Here is a 17,685-nt window from a genome sequence, read left to right as displayed (position 1 = left end):
ACGGAGTCTTTACCGTGCTGGAACGACTCTCCTGGAAGAGACTGCTCTCTGAGCTGGCGCTGGCCTGTCTGCCTGCGCTGATTGTCGGATTGATTTTTGGTTATCTCCCCTGGCTGCTGCTGATTAGCGTGCTGGGGATGCTGCTGTGGCACTTCTCTAATCTGATGCGGCTGTCGCACTGGCTGTGGGTCGATCGCACCATGACGCCGCCCACCGGAAAGGCGAGCTGGGAACCGCTGTTTTACGGTCTCTATCAGATGCAGCTGCGCAACCGGCGGCGGCGGCGCGAGCTGGGCAATCTGATCAAGCGCTTTCGCAGCGGCGCCGAGACGCTGCCCGACGCGGTGGTGCTGACCACGGAAGAGGGCGCTATTTTCTGGTGCAACGGCCTGGCGCAGCAGCACCTCGGCCTGCGCTGGCCGGAAGATAACGGCCAGAACATCCTTAACCTGCTGCGCTATCCGGAGTTCTCCCGCTATATTCGCCAGCGCGATTTCAACAAGCCGCTCACCCTCATTTTCAATAACCAGCGCCACATGGAGTTTCGCATCATGCCCTATAGCGAGGGGCAGTGGCTGATGGTGGCGCGCGACGTGACGCAGATGCACCAGCTGGAAGGGGCGCGGCGCAACTTCTTCGCCAACGTCAGCCATGAACTGCGCACGCCGCTGACGGTGCTGCAGGGCTATCTGGAGATGATGAACGACTCGGTGATGAACGAGCGCTCGCGCGGCAAAGCGCTGCAGACCATGCAGGAGCAAACGCGCCGCATGGACAGCCTGGTGCGCCAGCTGCTGACGCTGTCGCGCATCGAGGCGGCGCCAGCCATCGACATGAAAGAGACGGTGGACGTGCCGATGATGCTGCACCTGCTGCAGCGCGAAGCGGAGACGCTGAGCGGCGGCCGTCACCAGATCCACTTCCATACCGATCCGCATCTCAAGGTGCTCGGCGACGACGATCAGCTGCGCAGCGCCCTCTCTAACCTGGTGTACAACGCGGTCAATCATACGCCAGAAGGCACGCGCATCGACATCAGCTGGCTGCGCAGCCGCCAGGGCGCACAGTTCAAGGTCTGCGACAACGGGCCGGGGATTTCAGCTGAGCACCTGCCGCGCCTGACCGAGCGCTTCTACCGCGTGGATAAGGCGCGCTCGCGCGCCACCGGCGGCAGCGGTCTGGGGCTGGCGATCGTTAAGCACGCCCTGAGCCACCATAATGCGCGGCTGGAGATCACCAGCATTCCCGATAAAGAGACCTGTTTTACCTTTACGCTGCCGTCAAGGTTGATCGTCAGCGCGGGATTGCAGGAGAATGCCGTCCATTAACCGTTAATGGAACCTTTTATGCGCGTCTGGCTGCTGTTGCTTTCTCTTTTTTCGCCCGCGCTGACGCTGGCGGCGCCTCAGCCTGAAATGCTCACCGGCAATCTCAGCAGCGTCGGCTCAGACACGCTGGGAACGCTGATGATGCTGTGGAGCGAAGATTTCAGCGCGCGGGCGCCGGGCGTCAATCTACAGGTGCAGGCCTCCGGCTCTTCCACCGCGCCGACGGCGCTAGCGGCGGGTGCCGCGCAGCTCGGCCCGATGAGCCGCCCCATGCAGGCGGAAGAGCGGCAAACCTTTCAGGCGCGCTATGGCTACCCTCCGCTCGCCGTGCCGGTGGCGCTCGACGCGCTGGTGGTGGTGGTCAATCAGCGCAATCCGCTCACGCAGATCGCTATGCGCCAGCTCGACGCCATCTTTTCCGTGACGCGCCTGTGCGGCGCGCCGCAGGTGCCAGCGCGCTGGGGCGATATGGGCGTGCGACAGCCCGACTGGGCGCGGCGACCGATTCAGCGCTACGGACGCAACTCCGCCTCGGGCACCTGGGGCTTCTTTAAGCAGCAGGCGCTGTGCAACGGCGATTTTCGCGCCGACGTGGCGGAGTTTCCCGGCTCGGCCGCCGTGGTGCAGGCGGTCGCCGCCAACCCGCGCAGCATTGGCTACGCCAGCTTCGGTTTTCATCTCAGCGGCGTGAAGATGCTTGCCGTCGCTGACGCGCAGGGCGCGGCGGTAGCGCCAGACGCCGACTCTATCCGCAGCGGCCGCTACCCCTGGGCGCGCCCGCTCTATATCTATGTCAACAAGCCGCCGGGCAAGCCGCTGCCGCCGCTGGTAAACGCCTTTCTTCATCAGGTGCTTTCGCCGCAGGGCCAGCGCCGCGTCAGCGAAGCGGGCTATCTTCCGCTGTCAGCGGCGCAGCGCGAGCAGGCACTGGCAGCGCTAGAGGCGAAGTAAGCGCTAACGTGAATTTTTTTCAACTCCGCTGAAATTTCTTCTGTTGCAGATAAGGCGCGCGCGTGCCACTCTGTCCACAGACGTTTAGCCATCCAGATGGCTATATATAACTTAGCGAAATTATTCCCTGACGTGATTAACGCTCAGGGTGCCAGGAGTGAAGATGACCGCACAGACCGCCCCGTTCCGCGCCGATACCGTCGGCAGCTTCCTGCGTCCCGCCGCCATTAAAAACGCGCGCGAACAGTATGCCGCTGGCCAGATCGACAAAGCCGCGCTGACCCGCATCGAAGACGATGCAATCCGCGATGTCGTCAGCAAGCAGATTGCCAATGGTCTGCAGGTGGTGACCGACGGCGAGTTCCGCCGCGCCTGGTGGCACTTCGACTTTTTCGGTGGCCTGGAGGGCGTCGAGCTGTTTGAAGCGGAGCAGGGCATTCAGTTCAACGGCGTCCAGACCAAAGCGCACGGCGTGCGCGTGGTGGGCAAGCTGGGCTTCCGCGATCACCCGATGCTGGAGCATTTTCGCTTCCTGCAGAGCGTCGCGGGCGACGCGGTGCCGAAGATGACCATTCCCAGCCCGAGCGTGCTGCACTTCCGCGGTGGCCGCAAAGTGATCGACGAAACCGTCTATCCCGATCTGGCGGACTACTTCGACGACCTGGCCGAAACCTATAAAACGGCGATCAAAGCCTTTTACAATGCGGGCTGCCGCTATCTGCAGCTGGACGACACCGTCTGGGCCTATCTCTGCTCGGAAGATCAGAAGCGTCAAATCCGCGAGCGCGGCGACGATCCCGAGCAGCTGGCGCACACCTACGCCCGCGTGCTCAACAAGGCGCTGGAGGGCAAGCCCGCCGATCTTACCGTCGGCCTGCACGTCTGCCGCGGCAACTTCCGCTCGACCTGGATCTCTGAAGGCGGCTACGAGCCGGTGGCGGAGATTCTGTTTGGCGGCGTGAACATCGACGCTTTCTTCCTGGAGTATGACAACGAGCGCTCCGGCGGCTTCGAGCCTCTGCGCTTTATCAGGCCAGGCCACCAGAAAGTGGTGCTGGGCCTGGTGACCACCAAAAACGGCGAACTGGAAGATCCGGCGCAGGTGAAGGCGCGTCTGCAGGAGGCGGCGAAATTCGTCAGCCTGGACCAGATTTGCCTCAGCCCGCAGTGCGGCTTCGCCTCGACAGAAGAGGGCAACAGCCTGAGCGAAGAGCAGCAGTGGGCGAAGATTCGCCTGGTGGTCGATATCGCCGGACAGGTGTGGTAAGGCTGTAAACTTGTGCAAACAGGCGCGTAAAACGCGCCTTTTGTGCATCATGCCGCGCACTTACGCTGAAATTTCTTACGCGCTGCAGAAAAAATAAGCACATCATCTGATGCCCTGCGGAGATATATCCGAGATATTCACTGCTTTTACTCTGTTTTCCGTCATAACCTTCTGGTTTTCCGATCCTGTATTGCCTTTCTCCGCTATAAACGTTCTACTTACGGCCGTTGTCGTAGCATCCCACTTGTGAACAGAATAAAAGCAGCTTAATTCACCTGCGCGACACGATTAAGGCAAGCACAATGCGCTGGCATCGTGCGCTGAGTCGTTGTCAACGCGCGGTCTGGGGACAACATAAACCCAACTTCCACCGCAACACTCGTAACAGGCAATACAGTTGTATGACACATCGTTTAACCTCGAAGGATATCCTCGCGCTGGGCTTTATGACGTTTGCCCTGTTTGTCGGCGCGGGTAACATTATTTTCCCGCCGATGGTCGGTATTCAGTCTGGCGAACATGTCTGGACCGCCGCCGTTGGCTTCTTGATCACCGCCGTCGGCCTGCCGGTAATGACCGTAATCGCGCTGGCACGCGTTGGCGGCGGCGTCGACGCGCTCAGCACCCCTATCGGCAAGGGCGCTGGCCTGCTGCTGGCCACCGTCTGCTATCTGGCGGTCGGCCCGCTGTTCGCCACGCCGCGCACCGCGACCGTATCGTTCGAGATGGGCATCGCACCGCTGACCGGCGACGGCGCGCTGCCGCTGTTTATCTACAGCCTGATCTATTTCGTGCTGGTGATTGGCGTGTCGCTCTATCCCGGCAAGCTGCTGGACACCGTGGGCCATTTCCTCGCGCCGCTGAAAATCGTCGCGCTGACGGTGCTCGGCGTCGCCGCGCTGATCTGGCCAGCAGGCACCATCGCGCCTGCAACGGAAGATTATCAGCGCGCCGCCTTCTCCAGCGGCTTCGTTAATGGCTATCTGACGATGGATACGCTTGGCGCGCTGGTGTTCGGTATCGTTATCGTCAATGCGGCGCGCTCGCGCGGCGTGGAGAGCGCCAGCCTGCTGACGCGCTATACCGTAATGGCGGGTCTGATTGCCGGCGTCGGCCTGACGCTGGTTTACCTCAGCCTGTTCAAACTTGGCAACGGCAGCGGCGCGCTGGTGGCGCAGAGCGCAAACGGCGCGGCGATCCTGCATGCCTACGTGCAGCAGACCTTCGGCGGCATGGGCAGCTTCTTCCTGGCGGCGCTGATTTTCGTCGCCTGCATGGTGACGGCGGTCGGTCTGACCTGCGCCTGTGCGGAATTTTTTGCGCAATACCTGCCGTTGTCGTATAAAGCACTGGTCTTTATCCTGGGTCTGTTTTCAATGGTGGTGTCGAACCTTGGCCTGAGCCATCTGATTCAGATTTCAATTCCGGTGCTGACGGCGATCTATCCGCCGTGCATCGTGCTGATTGTGCTGAGTTTCACCCTGAACTGGTGGAACAAGAGCAGCCGTCTGGTTGCGCCGACCATGCTGGTCAGCCTGATTTTCGGCATTGTCGACGGGGTGAAAACCACCAGCTTCAAGGATATGCTGCCGGCGTTCAGCCAGCAGCTGCCGCTGGCGGACCAGGGACTCGCCTGGCTGCCGCCCGCGCTGGTGATGCTGCTGATCGCGGCGGTTGTGGATCGCGTTAAAGGACGCGAGCAGGTTACGGCGCACTCGTAACCGCCGCTGCTGTTTTCTCTGACCACGGGCTTGCCCGTGGTTAGTTTAGTGACAGAGTGCTGACGCGGGAGAAATGGCCCGATCGCAAAGACGCAACATGGCATCCATGCCAGCTCGGCCCGCACCATCCATGGCGCGGGACGCTTTGCTCTTCGGGCCATCTCACCCGCTTGCGGGCTTTGGCTGCAATGTAACCACGGGCTTGCCCGTGGTTTTTCTTTTACAGGTACAGGTTGTTATGCAAGAAACCAACAAGCTCAAACGCGGACTGAGCACGCGCCATATCCGTTTTATGGCGCTGGGATCGGCGATTGGCACCGGACTGTTTTACGGGTCGGCGGATGCCATCAAGATGGCGGGGCCGAGCGTGCTGCTCGCCTATATTATCGGCGGCGCGGTGGCCTATATCATTATGCGCGCGCTCGGCGAGATGTCGGTGAATAACCCGCAGGCCAGCTCCTTTTCGCGCTATGCGCAGGATTATCTTGGGCCGCTGGCGGGCTATATCACCGGCTGGACCTACTGCTTTGAAATCCTGATCGTCGCCATCGCCGACGTGACCGCCTTCGGCATCTATATGGGCGTCTGGTTTCCTGAGGTGCCGCACTGGATATGGGTGCTGAGCGTGGTGCTGATTATCGGCGCCGTTAACCTGATGAGCGTGAAGGTGTTCGGCGAAGTCGAATTCTGGTTCTCTTTCTTTAAGGTCGCTACCATCGTGGTAATGATCGTCGCCGGTTTCGCGATGATTTTCTGGGGCATCGGCAACGGCGGCCAGCCGACCGGCATTCATAACCTGTGGAGCAACGGCGGCTTCTTCGCCCACGGCATCGTCGGCATGCTGCTGTCGCTGCAGATGGTGATGTTCGCCTACGGCGGCATCGAGATTATCGGCATTACCGCTGGCGAAGCCAAAGATCCGGCGCAGTCAATTCCGCGCGCCATTAACTCGGTGCCGATGCGCATTCTGGTGTTTTACGTCGGCACGCTGTTTGTGATTATGTCGATCTACCCCTGGAACCAGGTTGGCACCAACGGCTCGCCTTTCGTGCTGACCTTCCAGCATCTCGGCATTGCGGCGGCGGCCTCTATCCTGAATTTCGTGGTGCTGACGGCGTCGCTGTCGGCGATCAACAGCGACGTGTTCGGCGTAGGGCGTATGCTGCACGGTATGGCGCAGCAGGGCCACGCGCCGAAGATGTTTATGAAGGTTTCCGCGCGCGGTATTCCCTGGGTGACGGTGGTGGTGATGATGGCGGCGATGCTGATCGCGGTCTATCTCAACTATCTGATGCCGGAGAAAGTCTTCCTGGTTATCGCCTCGCTGGCCACCTTCGCCACCGTGTGGGTGTGGATTATGATCCTGCTGTCGCAGATCGCTTTCCGCCGCAAGATTGGCAAAGAGGCGGCGAGCAAACTGCAGTTCGCGGTGCCGGGCGGCATCTGGACCTCGCTGTTCGGCGTGCTGTTCCTGGGCTTTATTATCGCGCTGATCGGCTACTTCCCGGATACGCGGATTTCGCTCTATGTGGGCCTGGTGTGGATTGTGCTGCTGCTGGCGGGCTATAAGCTGGTGCGTAAGCCTTAAATCGTCATAAGACGAAAACGGCCCGCGCAGGAGATTGCGCGGGCCGTTTTGCTTTATGGCCGGGGGCAAAGCCGCTACCAGCGGCGGCCCAGCGCGATCTCCACGCCCTGCGGGCTCAGATGGCTATCGTCGTAGTAGAGCGGCAGACCCTGCCAGGTCACCAGACAGCCGCTGCGGTTGCATAAATTCTCCTGTAACGACACCACGCGCACGTCGCGCTGTTCGTAGCTGCGCAGCAGTCGCGTGACGTCCGCTTCCGGCAGCGAGTAGAGCCGGGTGCGGGCGTTCTGCGTCGGCAGCGGTTTCCAGTCGCTCAGCCACTGGCTCAGCTCGCGGCGCAGCGGCATGTTGCGGTTGTTGCTGTAGCGCAGGGGATCCAGCGACAGCAGCGGTGCATCCTCGATCAAGACCACCTTTTTTCCCGCCTGGCGCAGCTGGGCGATAACCCCGTCCATGCCCTGTTTCAGCGCGCTGAGGTTGTCTCTGTCGGGATGATGAATGTCGCGATAGCCTGCGCCGGGCAGCGTTTCGATTCCGGCCGCCCAGGAGGCGGCGATGATCACCTCGTCGATGCGCGGGCTGACCAGCTCTTTCATCACTGCGGCGTTAAACGCCTCGCACTGGCTGGCATGCGCTGGCTGCTGGTAGAGCGCACGCGTGACGCCCGCCGCCAGCAGCGGGCAGGTGGCTTTCGTTAGCTGAAAGAGCGGTTTGTCCTGCGACTCGGCGTAGCGCGCTACGGCGCTGCGCATCGCCGCCGCATGGCTGTCGCCGACCAGCGCGATACCGGGGCGCGACGTCTTCGGCTGGCAGTGCAGGCTGGCTGAAGGCAGCCCTGCGCCGTTATCGGCCAGGCAGGGATCGGCCTGCGCCTCGATTTTGTAGGCTTCGCTGCTGAGCACCTTATCATTGACGCGCCAGGGAAGGCCGCCGCTGCTCCACAGGCCCACCATTGCGGCGGCGGCAACAGCTGAGATCAGACAATAGGTGGGGATAACCGCGCGCGGCGCTCTGGCCGGTCGGCGGAACGGCTGCTCAACGTAGCGCCACGACAGCCAGGCGACGCCGAGCGCTATCGCGCTGATGCTCAGTCCCTGGTTGACGCTGACCGGGCCGTCGCTGCAGATGCGCGCCAGCGCCAGCAGCGGCCAGTGCCACAGGTACCAGGAGTAAGAGATTTTGCCGATAAAGCGCATCGGCGCGTTTTCCAGCGCCAGGCGACTGACTGCGCTGCGCGCCGCGATCAGCAGGCAGGCCGCCAGCACCGGCAGCAGCGCCTGGCCGCCGGGAAATCCCTCGCCGTTGTTGAGCCGGAGTGCGCAGGAGGCGATCAGCGCCAGTCCGGCCAGCGTGAAGAGGTTGGCCCACAGGCCGCCGATCGGCCGCGGTCTCCACAGCGCCAGCAGCACGCCCGCGCCCAGCTCCCAGCCGCGCGTCGGCAGCAGGTAGAAGGCCTGCGAGCTGTTTTGCGGCGTCAGCCAGATGCAGCCCGCCAGCGACAGCAGGCTCAGCAGCGCCACCACCGTGAATAATAAGAGGCGCTTTCTGGCGGCCAGCAGCATAATAACCGGCAGCACAAGATAGAACTGCTCTTCAATGCCGAGTGACCAGGTGATCAGCAGCGGGTTTAAATCTGCCGGTGCGCTGAAATAATCTGCGCCTTTTAGCAGAATAATATTGGGCACCGAAAGAAAGACGCCAACGCTGTATTTCGCCAGCTGGCTATATTCCAGCGGCGACAGCAGGAAATAGCCGATAAACAGCAGCCCGAATAGCATGGTCAACAGCGCAGGCGCAATGCGGCGAATACGACGCACGGCAAAGCGATAGAGCGAGAAGTGGCCGGCAGTGTAGTCGCGGTAGAGCGTGCCGCCGATAAGAAAGCCTGAAATAACAAAGAAGAGGTCGGCGCCTACGTAGCCGCCAGGCAGGGCGCTGACGCCCGCGTGAAACAGCACAACCAGCAGGATCGCCACGGCGCGCAGGCCATCGATATCCGCGCGATAATCCTGCGATGAGATCGTTTTCATTATCGGATTCCCCGAGTAGCGACAAGGGTATTTAACACCGCCGATGTCGTTGGCGTCGTCCATAAAGAAATCGGCGAATCCCGTCGCCGAATTAAGCAAAAGAGAAAATAAAAAATAATGATAAAGGGATGATTGACGCCTTTATGTTAAGTCAAAACAGGGCCGGAAAATCATGTCGGCGCGAATATAGAAAAGTTCGCAGCGGCGCTAAAAAAACAGTGCAGGAGCGGTTAAGGATAAAAGGGCGATTGATTAGGCAGGCTTAAGGCAGCGAAAGAAGGGAAAGTGCAGAAGCAATGCGCATGGCCCAGGGGGCAAGCACGCTGCGCGCAGGCCCGTTAGCGGGCCGGGCGCGCAGGAGAAGGGGGGATTTTGCGACCGCGCCATCCCAACCGCGTTACAGGCTGTTGCGCCGCCTGTAAAAAGGCAAGCTGACTCAGGTAGCTTTCATCGCGTCAGGGCCGAGCAGCGCGGTAATTTGCGCATAGATAGCCGGGTTGGCCAGCAGCACCGGATTGCCGTTTCTCAGGCCGTCGTTGGCGAGATAGTCGTTGGTGACGCCGCCCGCTTCGCGCATCAGCACGATGCCCGGCAGGCTGTCCCAGGGGTTCATATGCGCTTCGTAATAGCCGATCAGACGGCCTGCCGCCGCCCAGGCGGTGGTGAGCGCGCCGGAACCGATGCGAACGAACATGCCGCCCTCGGCAAGCAGACCCTGAATGAATGCAGCGGTCTGTTCCGCCGGCGCGCGGCTGGAGTTGCTTAATCCCAGCACGCCCTCGCTGAGATGCTGCGCGCCGTGCGCCTGCAGGCGCGTTTCATTGACCCAGGCGCCGCGGCCCGCGCGGGCGTGAAACAGCTCCTGATGGTTCGGGTCGCAAATCACGCCGATCAGCGCTTCGCCGTCGCACAAGACGGCCAGTGACACGCACCAGTTATGCAGGCCGTTAAGGAAGCAGGCGGTGCCGTCGATGGGATCCACCACCCACGCCCAGCGCGCGCCCTCGACCTCGCCGCCGCTCTCTTCCCCCAGCACCGCATCGTCCGGGAAGCGTTCGGCAATCAGGGTCTTAATCAGCTCTTCGACGTTGCGGTCCGCCTCGCTGACCACATCCTGTAAATCCCGCTTGTGTTCAACCACCAGCTGCTGGCGCTGCTGATACCAGGCATAGGCGCGGCTGGCCGCCGCACGGGCGATGTCACAGGCATAGTGGTAACGCGCGTCTGTTTCGGTTTGCGAAGCGGATGACATCCTTTCCCTCTTATGATTTGTCACGCGGCTGAATCGATCATTCGCCGGAAATAGCGTGCAGGGTGCACGCTATTGTTAAGCAGGCTTTCATTAAGCCGCAAATACAGAGGTGTGGCAAGTCGGGAAAAGATCAGAGCGTTTTGCTGCGCGCCAGCGCCATCAGCCGCGGATAGAAGCGGAAAAAGAGCATTTCCAGCTGGTCGTAATGATCGGTGAAATCCTGATAGGAGTCGCGCAGCGCGGCAAGACGCGGCCGCCGCTGGGCCATGCCGCTGAGGACGCGTGCCATGCGCGCCGGATCGGCGTAGTGCTCGAACCAGCGTTCGCGCCACATCGCCGCGTTGAGCGCCTGAAAGCTCTCCGGCGTGCCCGCCATCTGCGGCACCACGCGCTGTTCAGCAAAGCGCGAGAAGGCCGCCAGCGTGACCTCAGGATGGAGGGTTGTCCAGTGGCGGGCGAGAAAGTGATCCCACACCACGTCAAGCGTAATGGGCGCGACGCGGCGCGTTTCCGGACGAAACAGCGGGCGCGCCTCCTGCACTTCCGGCAGGGCGTCGGTCATCGCATCAAGACGGCGGTGCATAAGAATGCCATCGGCTACCGGCATCGGCCACTGTTCGTGCGGGTTTCCGCGCACGAAATCCGCCAACAGGTTGCCGAGCAGCGAGCTGTCGGCGAGATGAGCAAGGTGAAGATGGGCAAGAAAGTTCATGCCGCATTATAGCCAGAAGTGCGAACGTGCAGCCAGTTGTTCAGAATTGGCCGCTTTTCCGCTAAACTGTGCCGCCTGTTTTTATGCCTGAGTAAGAAGTTAGCCATGCGTGTCGCCGATTTTACTTTTGAGTTGCCTGAATCTCTTATCGCCCACTATCCGCAGGCGCAGCGCAGCGGTTGTCGCCTGCTGTCGCTGGACGGTCCGAGCGGGCAGCTGACGCACGGGGTCTTTACCGACGTGCTGGAGAAGCTGAATCCCGGCGATCTGCTGGTGTTCAACAATACGCGGGTGATCCCGGCGCGCGTTTACGGCCGGAAGGCGAGCGGCGGCAAAATCGAAATGCTGGTGGAGCGCATGCTGGATGAGAAGCGCGTGCTGGCGCACGTGCGCGCCTCTAAGGCGCCGAAGCCGGGGGCAGAGCTGCTGCTGGGCGACGACGAGAGCGTGAAGGCGACCATGGTGGCGCGTCACGACGCCCTGTTTGAGATTGCCTTCGAAGACGATCGCGCGGTGCTGGATATTCTCAACAGCGTCGGCCATATGCCGCTGCCGCCCTATATAGATCGTCCCGACGAAGAGGCGGATCGCGAGCTTTATCAGACCGTCTACAGCGCGCGTCCCGGCGCCGTGGCGGCACCGACCGCGGGACTGCACTTCGACGAGCCGCTGCTGGCGGCGCTGCGAGAAAAGGGCGTGGAGATGGCGTTCGTGACGCTGCACGTCGGGGCGGGCACCTTTCAGCCTGTGCGCGTCGACAGTATCGAAGAGCACGTTATGCACTCCGAATATGCCGAAGTGCCGCAGGAGGTGGTCGACGCGGTGCTGGCGTGCAAAGCGCGCGGCAATAAGGTGGTGGCCGTCGGCACCACCTCGGTGCGCTCGCTGGAGAGCGCGGCGCAGGCGAGCCAGGAGGCGCTGATTGCGCCCTTCTTCGACGACACCCAGATCTTTATCTATCCCGGCTACTCGTATCAGGTGATCGACGCGCTGATCACCAATTTCCACCTGCCGGAATCGACCCTGATTATGCTGGTGTCGGCCTTTGCCGGCTATCAGCACACCATGGCGGCCTATCAGGCCGCGGTGGCTGAACAATATCGCTTCTTCAGCTATGGCGACGCGATGTTCATTACGAAAAATCCGCAGGCACCGCACGAGAAAGTCGGTGCCTGATGACGTCCGGTTTACGGCGCCGCCGTAAACTGCTTGTTTAACCATCGCATCAGACTGTTTCTCTGATGGAGGCTTTGTGAAGTTTGAACTCGACACTACCGACGGGCGCGCGCGCCGTGGCCGTCTGATTTTCGATCGCGGCGTGGTGGAAACCCCGGCGTTTATGCCGGTAGGCACCTACGGCACGGTTAAGGGCATGACGCCGGAAGAGGTACAGGAAACCGGCGCGCAGATTATTCTCGGCAACACCTTCCATCTCTGGCTGCGTCCTGGTCAGGAGATCATGAAGCTGCACGGCGATCTGCACGACTTTATGCAGTGGAAGGGGCCGATTCTCACCGATTCCGGCGGCTTCCAGGTGTTCAGCCTTGGCGATATCCGCAAGATCACCGAAGCGGGCGTCCACTTCCGCAATCCGATCAACGGCGATCCGATCTTCCTCGATCCGGAAAAATCGATGGAGATCCAGTTCGATCTGGGATCGGACATCGTGATGATCTTCGACGAATGTACGCCATACCCGGCGGACTGGGACTACGCGAAGCGCTCGATGGAGATGTCACTACGCTGGGCGCGACGCAGCCGCGATCGCTTCGACAGCCTGGGCAACAAGAACGCGCTGTTCGGCATTATCCAGGGCTCTGTTTACGAAGATTTACGTGATGTCTCCGTCAAAGGTCTGGTAGAGATTGGCTTTGATGGGTACGCTGTGGGCGGCCTGGCGGTGGGTGAGCCGAAAGAGGACATGCATCGCATCCTGGAGCACGTTTGTCCGCAGATCCCGCAGGACAAACCTCGTTACCTGATGGGCGTCGGCAAGCCGGAAGATCTGGTGGAAGGTGTGCGTCGCGGCATTGATATGTTCGACTGCGTAATGCCGACGCGCAACGCGCGTAACGGCCATCTGTTCGTCACCGACGGCGTGGTGAAAATCCGTAACGCGAAGCATAAAGACGATACCTCGCCGCTGGATGCGGAGTGTGATTGCTACACCTGTCGCAATTACAGCCGCGCCTACTTGCATCATCTTGATCGCTGTAACGAAATACTCGGCGCGCGCCTGAATACCATTCATAACCTGCGCTACTACCAGCGCCTGATGGCGGGTTTACGCCAGGCTATCGAAGAGGGTAAATTGGAGCGCTTTGTTAGCGAGTTCTACCAACGGACGGGCAAAGCGGTTCCGCCGTTAAACGTCTGATAATTCTATCAATGAGGGAAATTAAATGAGCTTTTTCATTTCTGACGCCGTGGCTGCCGCAGGTGCACCGTCGCAGGGAAGTCCGTATTCTCTGGTGATCATGCTGGTGGTGTTTGGTCTGATTTTTTACTTCATGATCCTGCGTCCGCAGCAGAAGCGTGCGAAAGAGCACAAAAAGCTGATGGATTCCATCGCTAAGGGCGACGAAGTGCTGACCAGCGGTGGCCTGGTAGGCCGCGTAACGAAAGTTTCTGAAACGGGCTATGTCACTATCGCCCTGAACGAGACGAATGAAGTGGTTATCAAACGTGATTTCGTGGCTGCCGTCCTGCCGAAAGGTACGATGAAGGCGCTCTAATATTTACTTCCCTAAGGGAACTGCCGTGTTAAATCGTTATCCTTTGTGGAAGTACGTGATGCTGGTCGTCGTCATTCTTGTCGGCCTGCTCTATGCGCTTCCCAACCTGTATGGTGAGGATCCGGCCGTTCAGATCACTGGCGCGCGCGGCGTCGCCGCCAGTGAACAAACGTTGGATCAGATTCAGAACCTGTTAAAACAAGAGAATATCCAGAGCAAGTCTCTCGCGCTGGAAAACGGTGCTATTCTGGCGCGCTTCCCCAATACGGATGTGCAGCTGCGCGCCCGTGAAGCGATTGTGAATAAGCTTGGCGAGAACTACGTCGTTGCGCTCAACCTCGCGCCGGCTACCCCGCGCTGGCTGAGCATGCTGGCGGCTGAACCGATGAAACTCGGTCTGGATCTGCGCGGCGGCGTGCACTTCCTGATGGAAGTGGATATGGACACCGCGCTGAGCAAGCTGCAGGAGCAGAATGCCGACAGCCTGCGCAGCGACCTGCGTGAAAAGAATATCCCCTATACCAACGTCAATAAAATCGCCAACTACGGCGTGGAAATCCGTTTCCGCGACGGCGACAGCCGTGACGCCGCAATTAACTGGCTGAGCGGACGCCATCGCGACATGGTCATTTCCTCCAGCGGTAGCAACGCGCTGCGCGCGGTCATGAGCGATGCGCGCCTCAGCGAAGCGCGCGAATACGCTGTGCAGCAGAACATCACTATCCTGCGTAACCGCGTTAACCAGCTTGGCGTCGCCGAACCGCTGGTGCAGCGTCAGGGTACCGATCGCATCGTGGTTGAGCTGCCGGGCATTCAGGATACCGCGCGCGCTAAAGAGATCCTCGGTGCCACCGCGACCCTGGAGTTCCGTCTGGTGAACACCACTGTCGATCCGACCGCCGCCGCTAACGGCCGCGTGCCGGGCGACTCGGAAGTGAAGCAGACGCGCGAAGGTCAGCCAGTTGTGCTCTACAAGCGCGTGATCCTGACCGGTGACCATATTACCGACTCGACCTCCAGCATGGACGAGTATAACCAGCCGCAGGTCAACATCTCCCTGGACGGCGCGGGCGGCAATATCATGTCTAACTTCACCAAGGACAATATCGGCAAGCCGATGGCGACCCTCTTTGTGGAGTACAAAGACAGCGGTAAGAAAGACGCTAACGGTCGCGCGGTACTGGTGAAACAGGAAGAGGTGATTAACGTCGCCAATATCCAGTCTCGCCTCGGCAACAGCTTCCGTATCACCGGCATCAGCAACCCGAACGAAGCGCGCCAGCTCTCGCTGCTGCTGCGTGCGGGTGCGCTGATTGCGCCGATTCAGATCGTGGAAGAGCGCACCATCGGCCCGACCATGGGTGCACAAAACATTACCCAGGGGCTTGAAGCCTGCCTGTGGGGTCTGATCGCCTCGATTCTGTTTATGGTGGTGTTCTATAAAAAGTTCGGCCTGATTGCGACCAGCGCGCTGCTGTGCAACCTGGTGCTGATTGTCGGCATCATGTCGCTGCTGCCGGGCGCCACGCTCACCATGCCGGGTATCGCCGGTATCGTGCTGACGCTGGCGGTGGCGGTGGATGCGAACGTACTGATTAACGAGCGTATTAAGGAAGAGTTGAGAAACGGCCGTTCCGTGCAGCAGGCGATTCATGAAGGCTACAAAGGCGCCTTCTCCAGTATCGTCGATGCTAACGTAACGACGCTGATCAAGGTCATCATCCTGTATGCCGTTGGTACAGGTTCAATTAAAGGCTTTGCGATTACCACCGCTATTGGTATCGCCACCTCGATGTTTACCGCGATCGTTGGAACGCGCGCCATCGTGAACCTGGTGTACGGCGGCAAGCGCATCAACAAGCTGTCTATCTGAGGAGTGCGTTGTGGCACAGGAATACAATATTGAACAGCTGAACCACGGACGTAAAGTTGTCGACTTTATGCGCTGGGACACGCTGGCGTTTATTATCTCCGCCCTGCTGATCGTGGCGTCTGTCGCCATCATCTCCGTGCGAGGTTTCAACTGGGGGCTCGATTTTACCGGTGGTACGGTGATCGAGATCGCGCTGGAGAAACCTGCAGAGCTGGATACGCTGCGTGACGGGCTGGAAAAAGCGGGTTATGCCGATCCTATCGTGCAGAACTTTGGCAGCAGCCGCGACGTGATGGTGCGCATGGCGCCTATGGACGGTCCGGCTGGCCAGGAGCTGGGCAACAAGATCATTACTATCGTCAATCAGACCACCCAGCAGAACGCGACGGTGAAGCGCATTGAGTTCGTTGGCCCGAGCGTGGGCAGCGACCTGGCGCAGGCCGGTGCAATGGCGTTGCTGTCGGCGCTGATTGCCATTCTGATCTATATCGGCTTTCGCTTTGAGTGGCGCCTGGCGCTCGGCACCGTGCTGGCGCTGGCGCACGACGTGATCATCACCTGCGGCATTCTCTCGCTGGCGCATATCGAAATCGATCTGACCATCGTCGCTTCGCTGATGTCGGTGATTGGCTACTCGCTCAACGATAAAATCGTGGTATCCGACCGTATTCGTGAGAACTTCCGCAAGATCCGCCGCGGCACGCCTTACGACATCACCAACGTGTCGCTGACCCAGACGCTGAGCCGTACCCTGATCACCTCGCTGACGACGCTGGCGATGATCCTTATCCTGTTTATCTTCGGCGGCGCACTGCTGAAAGGCTTCTCGCTGACGATGCTGATCGGCGTCACCATCGGCACTATCTCGTCGATTTATACCTCTTCTGCGCTGGCGCTGAAGCTGGGTATGAAGCGCGAACATATGCTGGTGCAGAAGGTAGAAAAAGAGGGCGCGGACCAGCCCTCAATCTTGCCGTAACGCGTAAGCGTAATAAAAAACGGGCTGCCATCTGGCAGCCCGTTTTGTTTGGGCGCTTCTGTTATTGCGTAACAGGCGCAGCAGGGGCGTCGCCTACAACGTCATGCACGCGCACGAAGCCAAGCTGGTCCGGCGTCAGGCCGCTCAGGCGCAGCGGCACGATGACAGAGGCGCGCGGCAGCAGCGCGTCAGGCACCGCGATCGTCTGGCTCAGGCTGGTGGCGTCAAGCGGTTTGCCCGTCGCCGGATCGCGTTCGCCCCACACCACGCGCGCGCGCAGCGCCGGAACAGGCTGGCCGTCGGTGGCGCTGATGGTCAGGTTAGCGCGCGTGCCGTTGGCTTCCGCCGCGACGCGCGTCAGCGAGAGGCGCAGCTTGCCAAGCTGGGTTTGCAGCTCGACCGGCGTATTAGCCTGTGGCACCAGCCAGGCGCCCTGGGCCGAGTTGCTGTTAAGCTGCCCCTGGATTTCGATGGCGCTTGCCTGAGTGGTCAGGTGGCGCATCTGCTGATTCAGCTGGCTCACTTCCTGATGCAGCTGGTTCACTTTGGGACTGACGGGCGTCGAGCTACAGCCGCTTAACAGCGCCATCGCGCACGCCAAAGGCGCCCAAACCATCCTGTTCATAAAGCCTTCCTTGTCCGTTATTTAGGAATACGTAACACCTGGCCCGGATAGATTTTGTCGGGGTGGGTCAGCATCGGCTTGTTGGCTTCGAAAATCTTGTTATATTCGTTAGGGTTACCGTAAACCGCTTTCGAAATCGCGCTCAGCGTGTCGCCTTTTTTCACGGTATAGAACTCCGCTTCCGGAGCGCTGTCGGCGGTTTTGACCTGGTCGTCGACTTTGGTAATGCCCGCGACATTGCCGGCGGCCACCAGAATTTTCTCTTTCAGCTCCTGAGAAATGCCATCGCCGCTCACCGTGACGGTATCGCCGTTAACCGCTACGTTTACTTTGTCGCTGTCAGTTAGGCCCAGCTTGTCGATGTGCTCTTTCAGCTTTTTGCTGGCGTCATCATGGCCGGATACCGCATCCCACAGTTTTTCGCCTGCCTCTTTCACAAAGTTAAACAAACCCATATATATCCTCCAGATGGTTATGGTGTGGGCCGTCTTTCTGACGACATCAGTAAGCATAGACACTTTCTCGCGACATCTCCTGCCGAATGGCAAAAGAGGAAAGACACGCTTATACATTTTGTTGACATGCCATTCGCGCTACACTGTAGGGCCCATTTGTTAAGCGTCA

The 17,685-nt window shown here is 60.1% G+C and carries 15 protein-coding genes; 10 read left to right on the top strand and 5 right to left on the bottom strand.

Annotated features, from left to right (window positions below; all coding sequences use genetic code 11):
• Positions 1 to 14 precede the first annotated feature (14 nt).
• The 5 genes from phoR (at position 15) to proY (ending at position 6,855) form a co-directional block, all read left to right on the top strand.
• Positions 15 to 1,328 carry a phosphate regulon sensor histidine kinase PhoR gene (gene phoR, locus Q9R34_RS01860; protein ID WP_434124047.1) on the top strand — a complete coding sequence of 438 codons (1,314 nt, stop codon included), beginning with the start codon at positions 15 to 17 and terminating at the stop codon, positions 1,326 to 1,328.
• A gap of 18 nt (positions 1,329 to 1,346) precedes the next feature.
• Positions 1,347 to 2,279, top strand: a complete 933-nt coding sequence (locus Q9R34_RS01855) for a PstS family phosphate ABC transporter substrate-binding protein (RefSeq protein WP_434124046.1) — start codon at positions 1,347 to 1,349, stop codon at positions 2,277 to 2,279.
• 163 nt (positions 2,280 to 2,442) lie between these two features.
• Positions 2,443 to 3,546: a cobalamin-independent methionine synthase II family protein gene (locus Q9R34_RS01850; protein ID WP_485892170.1), complete on the top strand. Its 1,104-nt coding sequence runs from the start codon at positions 2,443 to 2,445 to the stop codon at positions 3,544 to 3,546.
• Positions 3,547 to 3,947: 401 nt separating this feature from the next.
• Positions 3,948 to 5,267 (top strand): branched-chain amino acid transporter carrier protein BrnQ, encoded by a 1,320-nt coding sequence (brnQ, locus tag Q9R34_RS01845; protein ID WP_434124043.1) that lies wholly within the window; start codon positions 3,948 to 3,950, stop codon positions 5,265 to 5,267.
• A 238-nt stretch (positions 5,268 to 5,505) separates the two neighbouring features.
• Positions 5,506 to 6,855, top strand: coding sequence for a proline-specific permease ProY (proY, locus tag Q9R34_RS01840; protein ID WP_434124041.1), 1,350 nt, complete (start codon positions 5,506 to 5,508; stop codon positions 6,853 to 6,855).
• A 74-nt stretch (positions 6,856 to 6,929) separates the two neighbouring features.
• On the opposite strand, the gene Q9R34_RS01835 is transcribed toward proY, so the two are convergent.
• From Q9R34_RS01835 to Q9R34_RS01825, 3 genes are all read right to left on the bottom strand, one after another.
• Entirely contained in the window at positions 6,930 to 8,885 is a 1,956-nt protein-coding gene (locus Q9R34_RS01835) for an acyltransferase family protein (RefSeq protein WP_485892169.1), read from the bottom strand.
• Between the two features lie 436 nt (positions 8,886 to 9,321).
• Positions 9,322 to 10,137 (bottom strand): inositol monophosphatase family protein, encoded by an 816-nt coding sequence (locus Q9R34_RS01830; RefSeq protein WP_485892167.1) that lies wholly within the window; start codon positions 10,135 to 10,137, stop codon positions 9,322 to 9,324.
• Between the two features lie 130 nt (positions 10,138 to 10,267).
• Positions 10,268 to 10,849, bottom strand: a complete 582-nt coding sequence (locus tag Q9R34_RS01825) for an ACP phosphodiesterase (RefSeq protein ID WP_485892166.1) — start codon at positions 10,847 to 10,849, stop codon at positions 10,268 to 10,270.
• A 105-nt stretch (positions 10,850 to 10,954) separates the two neighbouring features.
• Here Q9R34_RS01825 and queA point away from each other — a divergent pair, with 105 nt between their 5' ends.
• The 5 genes from queA to secF all read left to right on the top strand — a co-directional run bounded on the left by queA (position 10,955) and on the right by secF (position 16,436).
• The gene (gene queA / locus Q9R34_RS01820; protein WP_434124037.1) at positions 10,955 to 12,025 is read left to right on the top strand and encodes a tRNA preQ1(34) S-adenosylmethionine ribosyltransferase-isomerase QueA; all 1,071 of its coding nucleotides are present in this window, start codon (positions 10,955 to 10,957) and stop codon (positions 12,023 to 12,025) included.
• Between the two features lie 76 nt (positions 12,026 to 12,101).
• The gene (gene tgt / locus Q9R34_RS01815) at positions 12,102 to 13,226 is read left to right on the top strand and encodes a tRNA guanosine(34) transglycosylase Tgt (protein WP_033752742.1); all 1,125 of its coding nucleotides are present in this window, start codon (positions 12,102 to 12,104) and stop codon (positions 13,224 to 13,226) included.
• Between the two features lie 25 nt (positions 13,227 to 13,251).
• A complete protein-coding gene (gene yajC, locus Q9R34_RS01810; protein WP_434124036.1) occupies positions 13,252 to 13,584 on the top strand; it encodes a preprotein translocase subunit YajC in 333 nt (110 codons plus the stop codon).
• A gap of 25 nt (positions 13,585 to 13,609) precedes the next feature.
• Positions 13,610 to 15,457: a protein translocase subunit SecD gene (gene secD, locus Q9R34_RS01805; RefSeq protein WP_485892164.1), complete on the top strand. Its 1,848-nt coding sequence runs from the start codon at positions 13,610 to 13,612 to the stop codon at positions 15,455 to 15,457.
• 10 nt (positions 15,458 to 15,467) lie between these two features.
• Positions 15,468 to 16,436, top strand: coding sequence for a protein translocase subunit SecF (gene secF, locus Q9R34_RS01800; protein ID WP_434124034.1), 969 nt, complete (start codon positions 15,468 to 15,470; stop codon positions 16,434 to 16,436).
• Positions 16,437 to 16,497: 61 nt separating this feature from the next.
• Here the strand turns inward: secF and Q9R34_RS01795 are convergent, their stop codons facing one another.
• Both Q9R34_RS01795 and lysM read right to left on the bottom strand, forming a co-directional pair.
• Positions 16,498 to 17,061 (bottom strand): SadB/YajI family lipoprotein, encoded by a 564-nt coding sequence (locus tag Q9R34_RS01795; RefSeq protein ID WP_434124033.1) that lies wholly within the window; start codon positions 17,059 to 17,061, stop codon positions 16,498 to 16,500.
• Between the two features lie 17 nt (positions 17,062 to 17,078).
• Positions 17,079 to 17,516 (bottom strand): peptidoglycan-binding protein LysM, encoded by a 438-nt coding sequence (gene lysM, locus Q9R34_RS01790; protein WP_485892163.1) that lies wholly within the window; start codon positions 17,514 to 17,516, stop codon positions 17,079 to 17,081.
• Between the last annotated feature and the right edge of the window lie 169 nt (positions 17,517 to 17,685).

The organism is Enterobacter sp. BRE11 (assembly GCF_031844285.1).
Taxonomy (GTDB): Bacteria; Pseudomonadota; Gammaproteobacteria; order Enterobacterales; family Enterobacteriaceae; genus Pantoea.
Note: the sequence above shows the minus strand (reverse complement) of the source record. Positions and strands in the feature narration are given on the sequence as shown.

What these genes read in the sequence shown, in the direction of transcription:
- Q9R34_RS01855 (WP_434124046.1), top strand. Translation starts at nt 1,347, where the DNA reads ATGCGCGTCTGGCTGCTGTTGCTTTCTCTTTTTTCGCCCGCGCTGACG.
- Q9R34_RS01850 (WP_485892170.1), top strand. Translation starts at nt 2,443, where the DNA reads ATGACCGCACAGACCGCCCCGTTCCGCGCCGATACCGTCGGCAGCTTC.
- brnQ (WP_434124043.1), top strand. Translation starts at nt 3,948, where the DNA reads ATGACACATCGTTTAACCTCGAAGGATATCCTCGCGCTGGGCTTTATG.
- proY (WP_434124041.1), top strand. Translation starts at nt 5,506, where the DNA reads ATGCAAGAAACCAACAAGCTCAAACGCGGACTGAGCACGCGCCATATC.
- Q9R34_RS01835 (WP_485892169.1), bottom strand. Translation starts at nt 8,885, where the DNA reads ATGAAAACGATCTCATCGCAGGATTATCGCGCGGATATCGATGGCCTG.
- Q9R34_RS01830 (WP_485892167.1), bottom strand. Translation starts at nt 10,137, where the DNA reads ATGTCATCCGCTTCGCAAACCGAAACAGACGCGCGTTACCACTATGCC.
- Q9R34_RS01825 (WP_485892166.1), bottom strand. Translation starts at nt 10,849, where the DNA reads ATGAACTTTCTTGCCCATCTTCACCTTGCTCATCTCGCCGACAGCTCG.
- queA (WP_434124037.1), top strand. Translation starts at nt 10,955, where the DNA reads ATGCGTGTCGCCGATTTTACTTTTGAGTTGCCTGAATCTCTTATCGCC.
- yajC (WP_434124036.1), top strand. Translation starts at nt 13,252, where the DNA reads ATGAGCTTTTTCATTTCTGACGCCGTGGCTGCCGCAGGTGCACCGTCG.
- Q9R34_RS01795 (WP_434124033.1), bottom strand. Translation starts at nt 17,061, where the DNA reads ATGAACAGGATGGTTTGGGCGCCTTTGGCGTGCGCGATGGCGCTGTTA.
- lysM (WP_485892163.1), bottom strand. Translation starts at nt 17,516, where the DNA reads ATGGGTTTGTTTAACTTTGTGAAAGAGGCAGGCGAAAAACTGTGGGAT.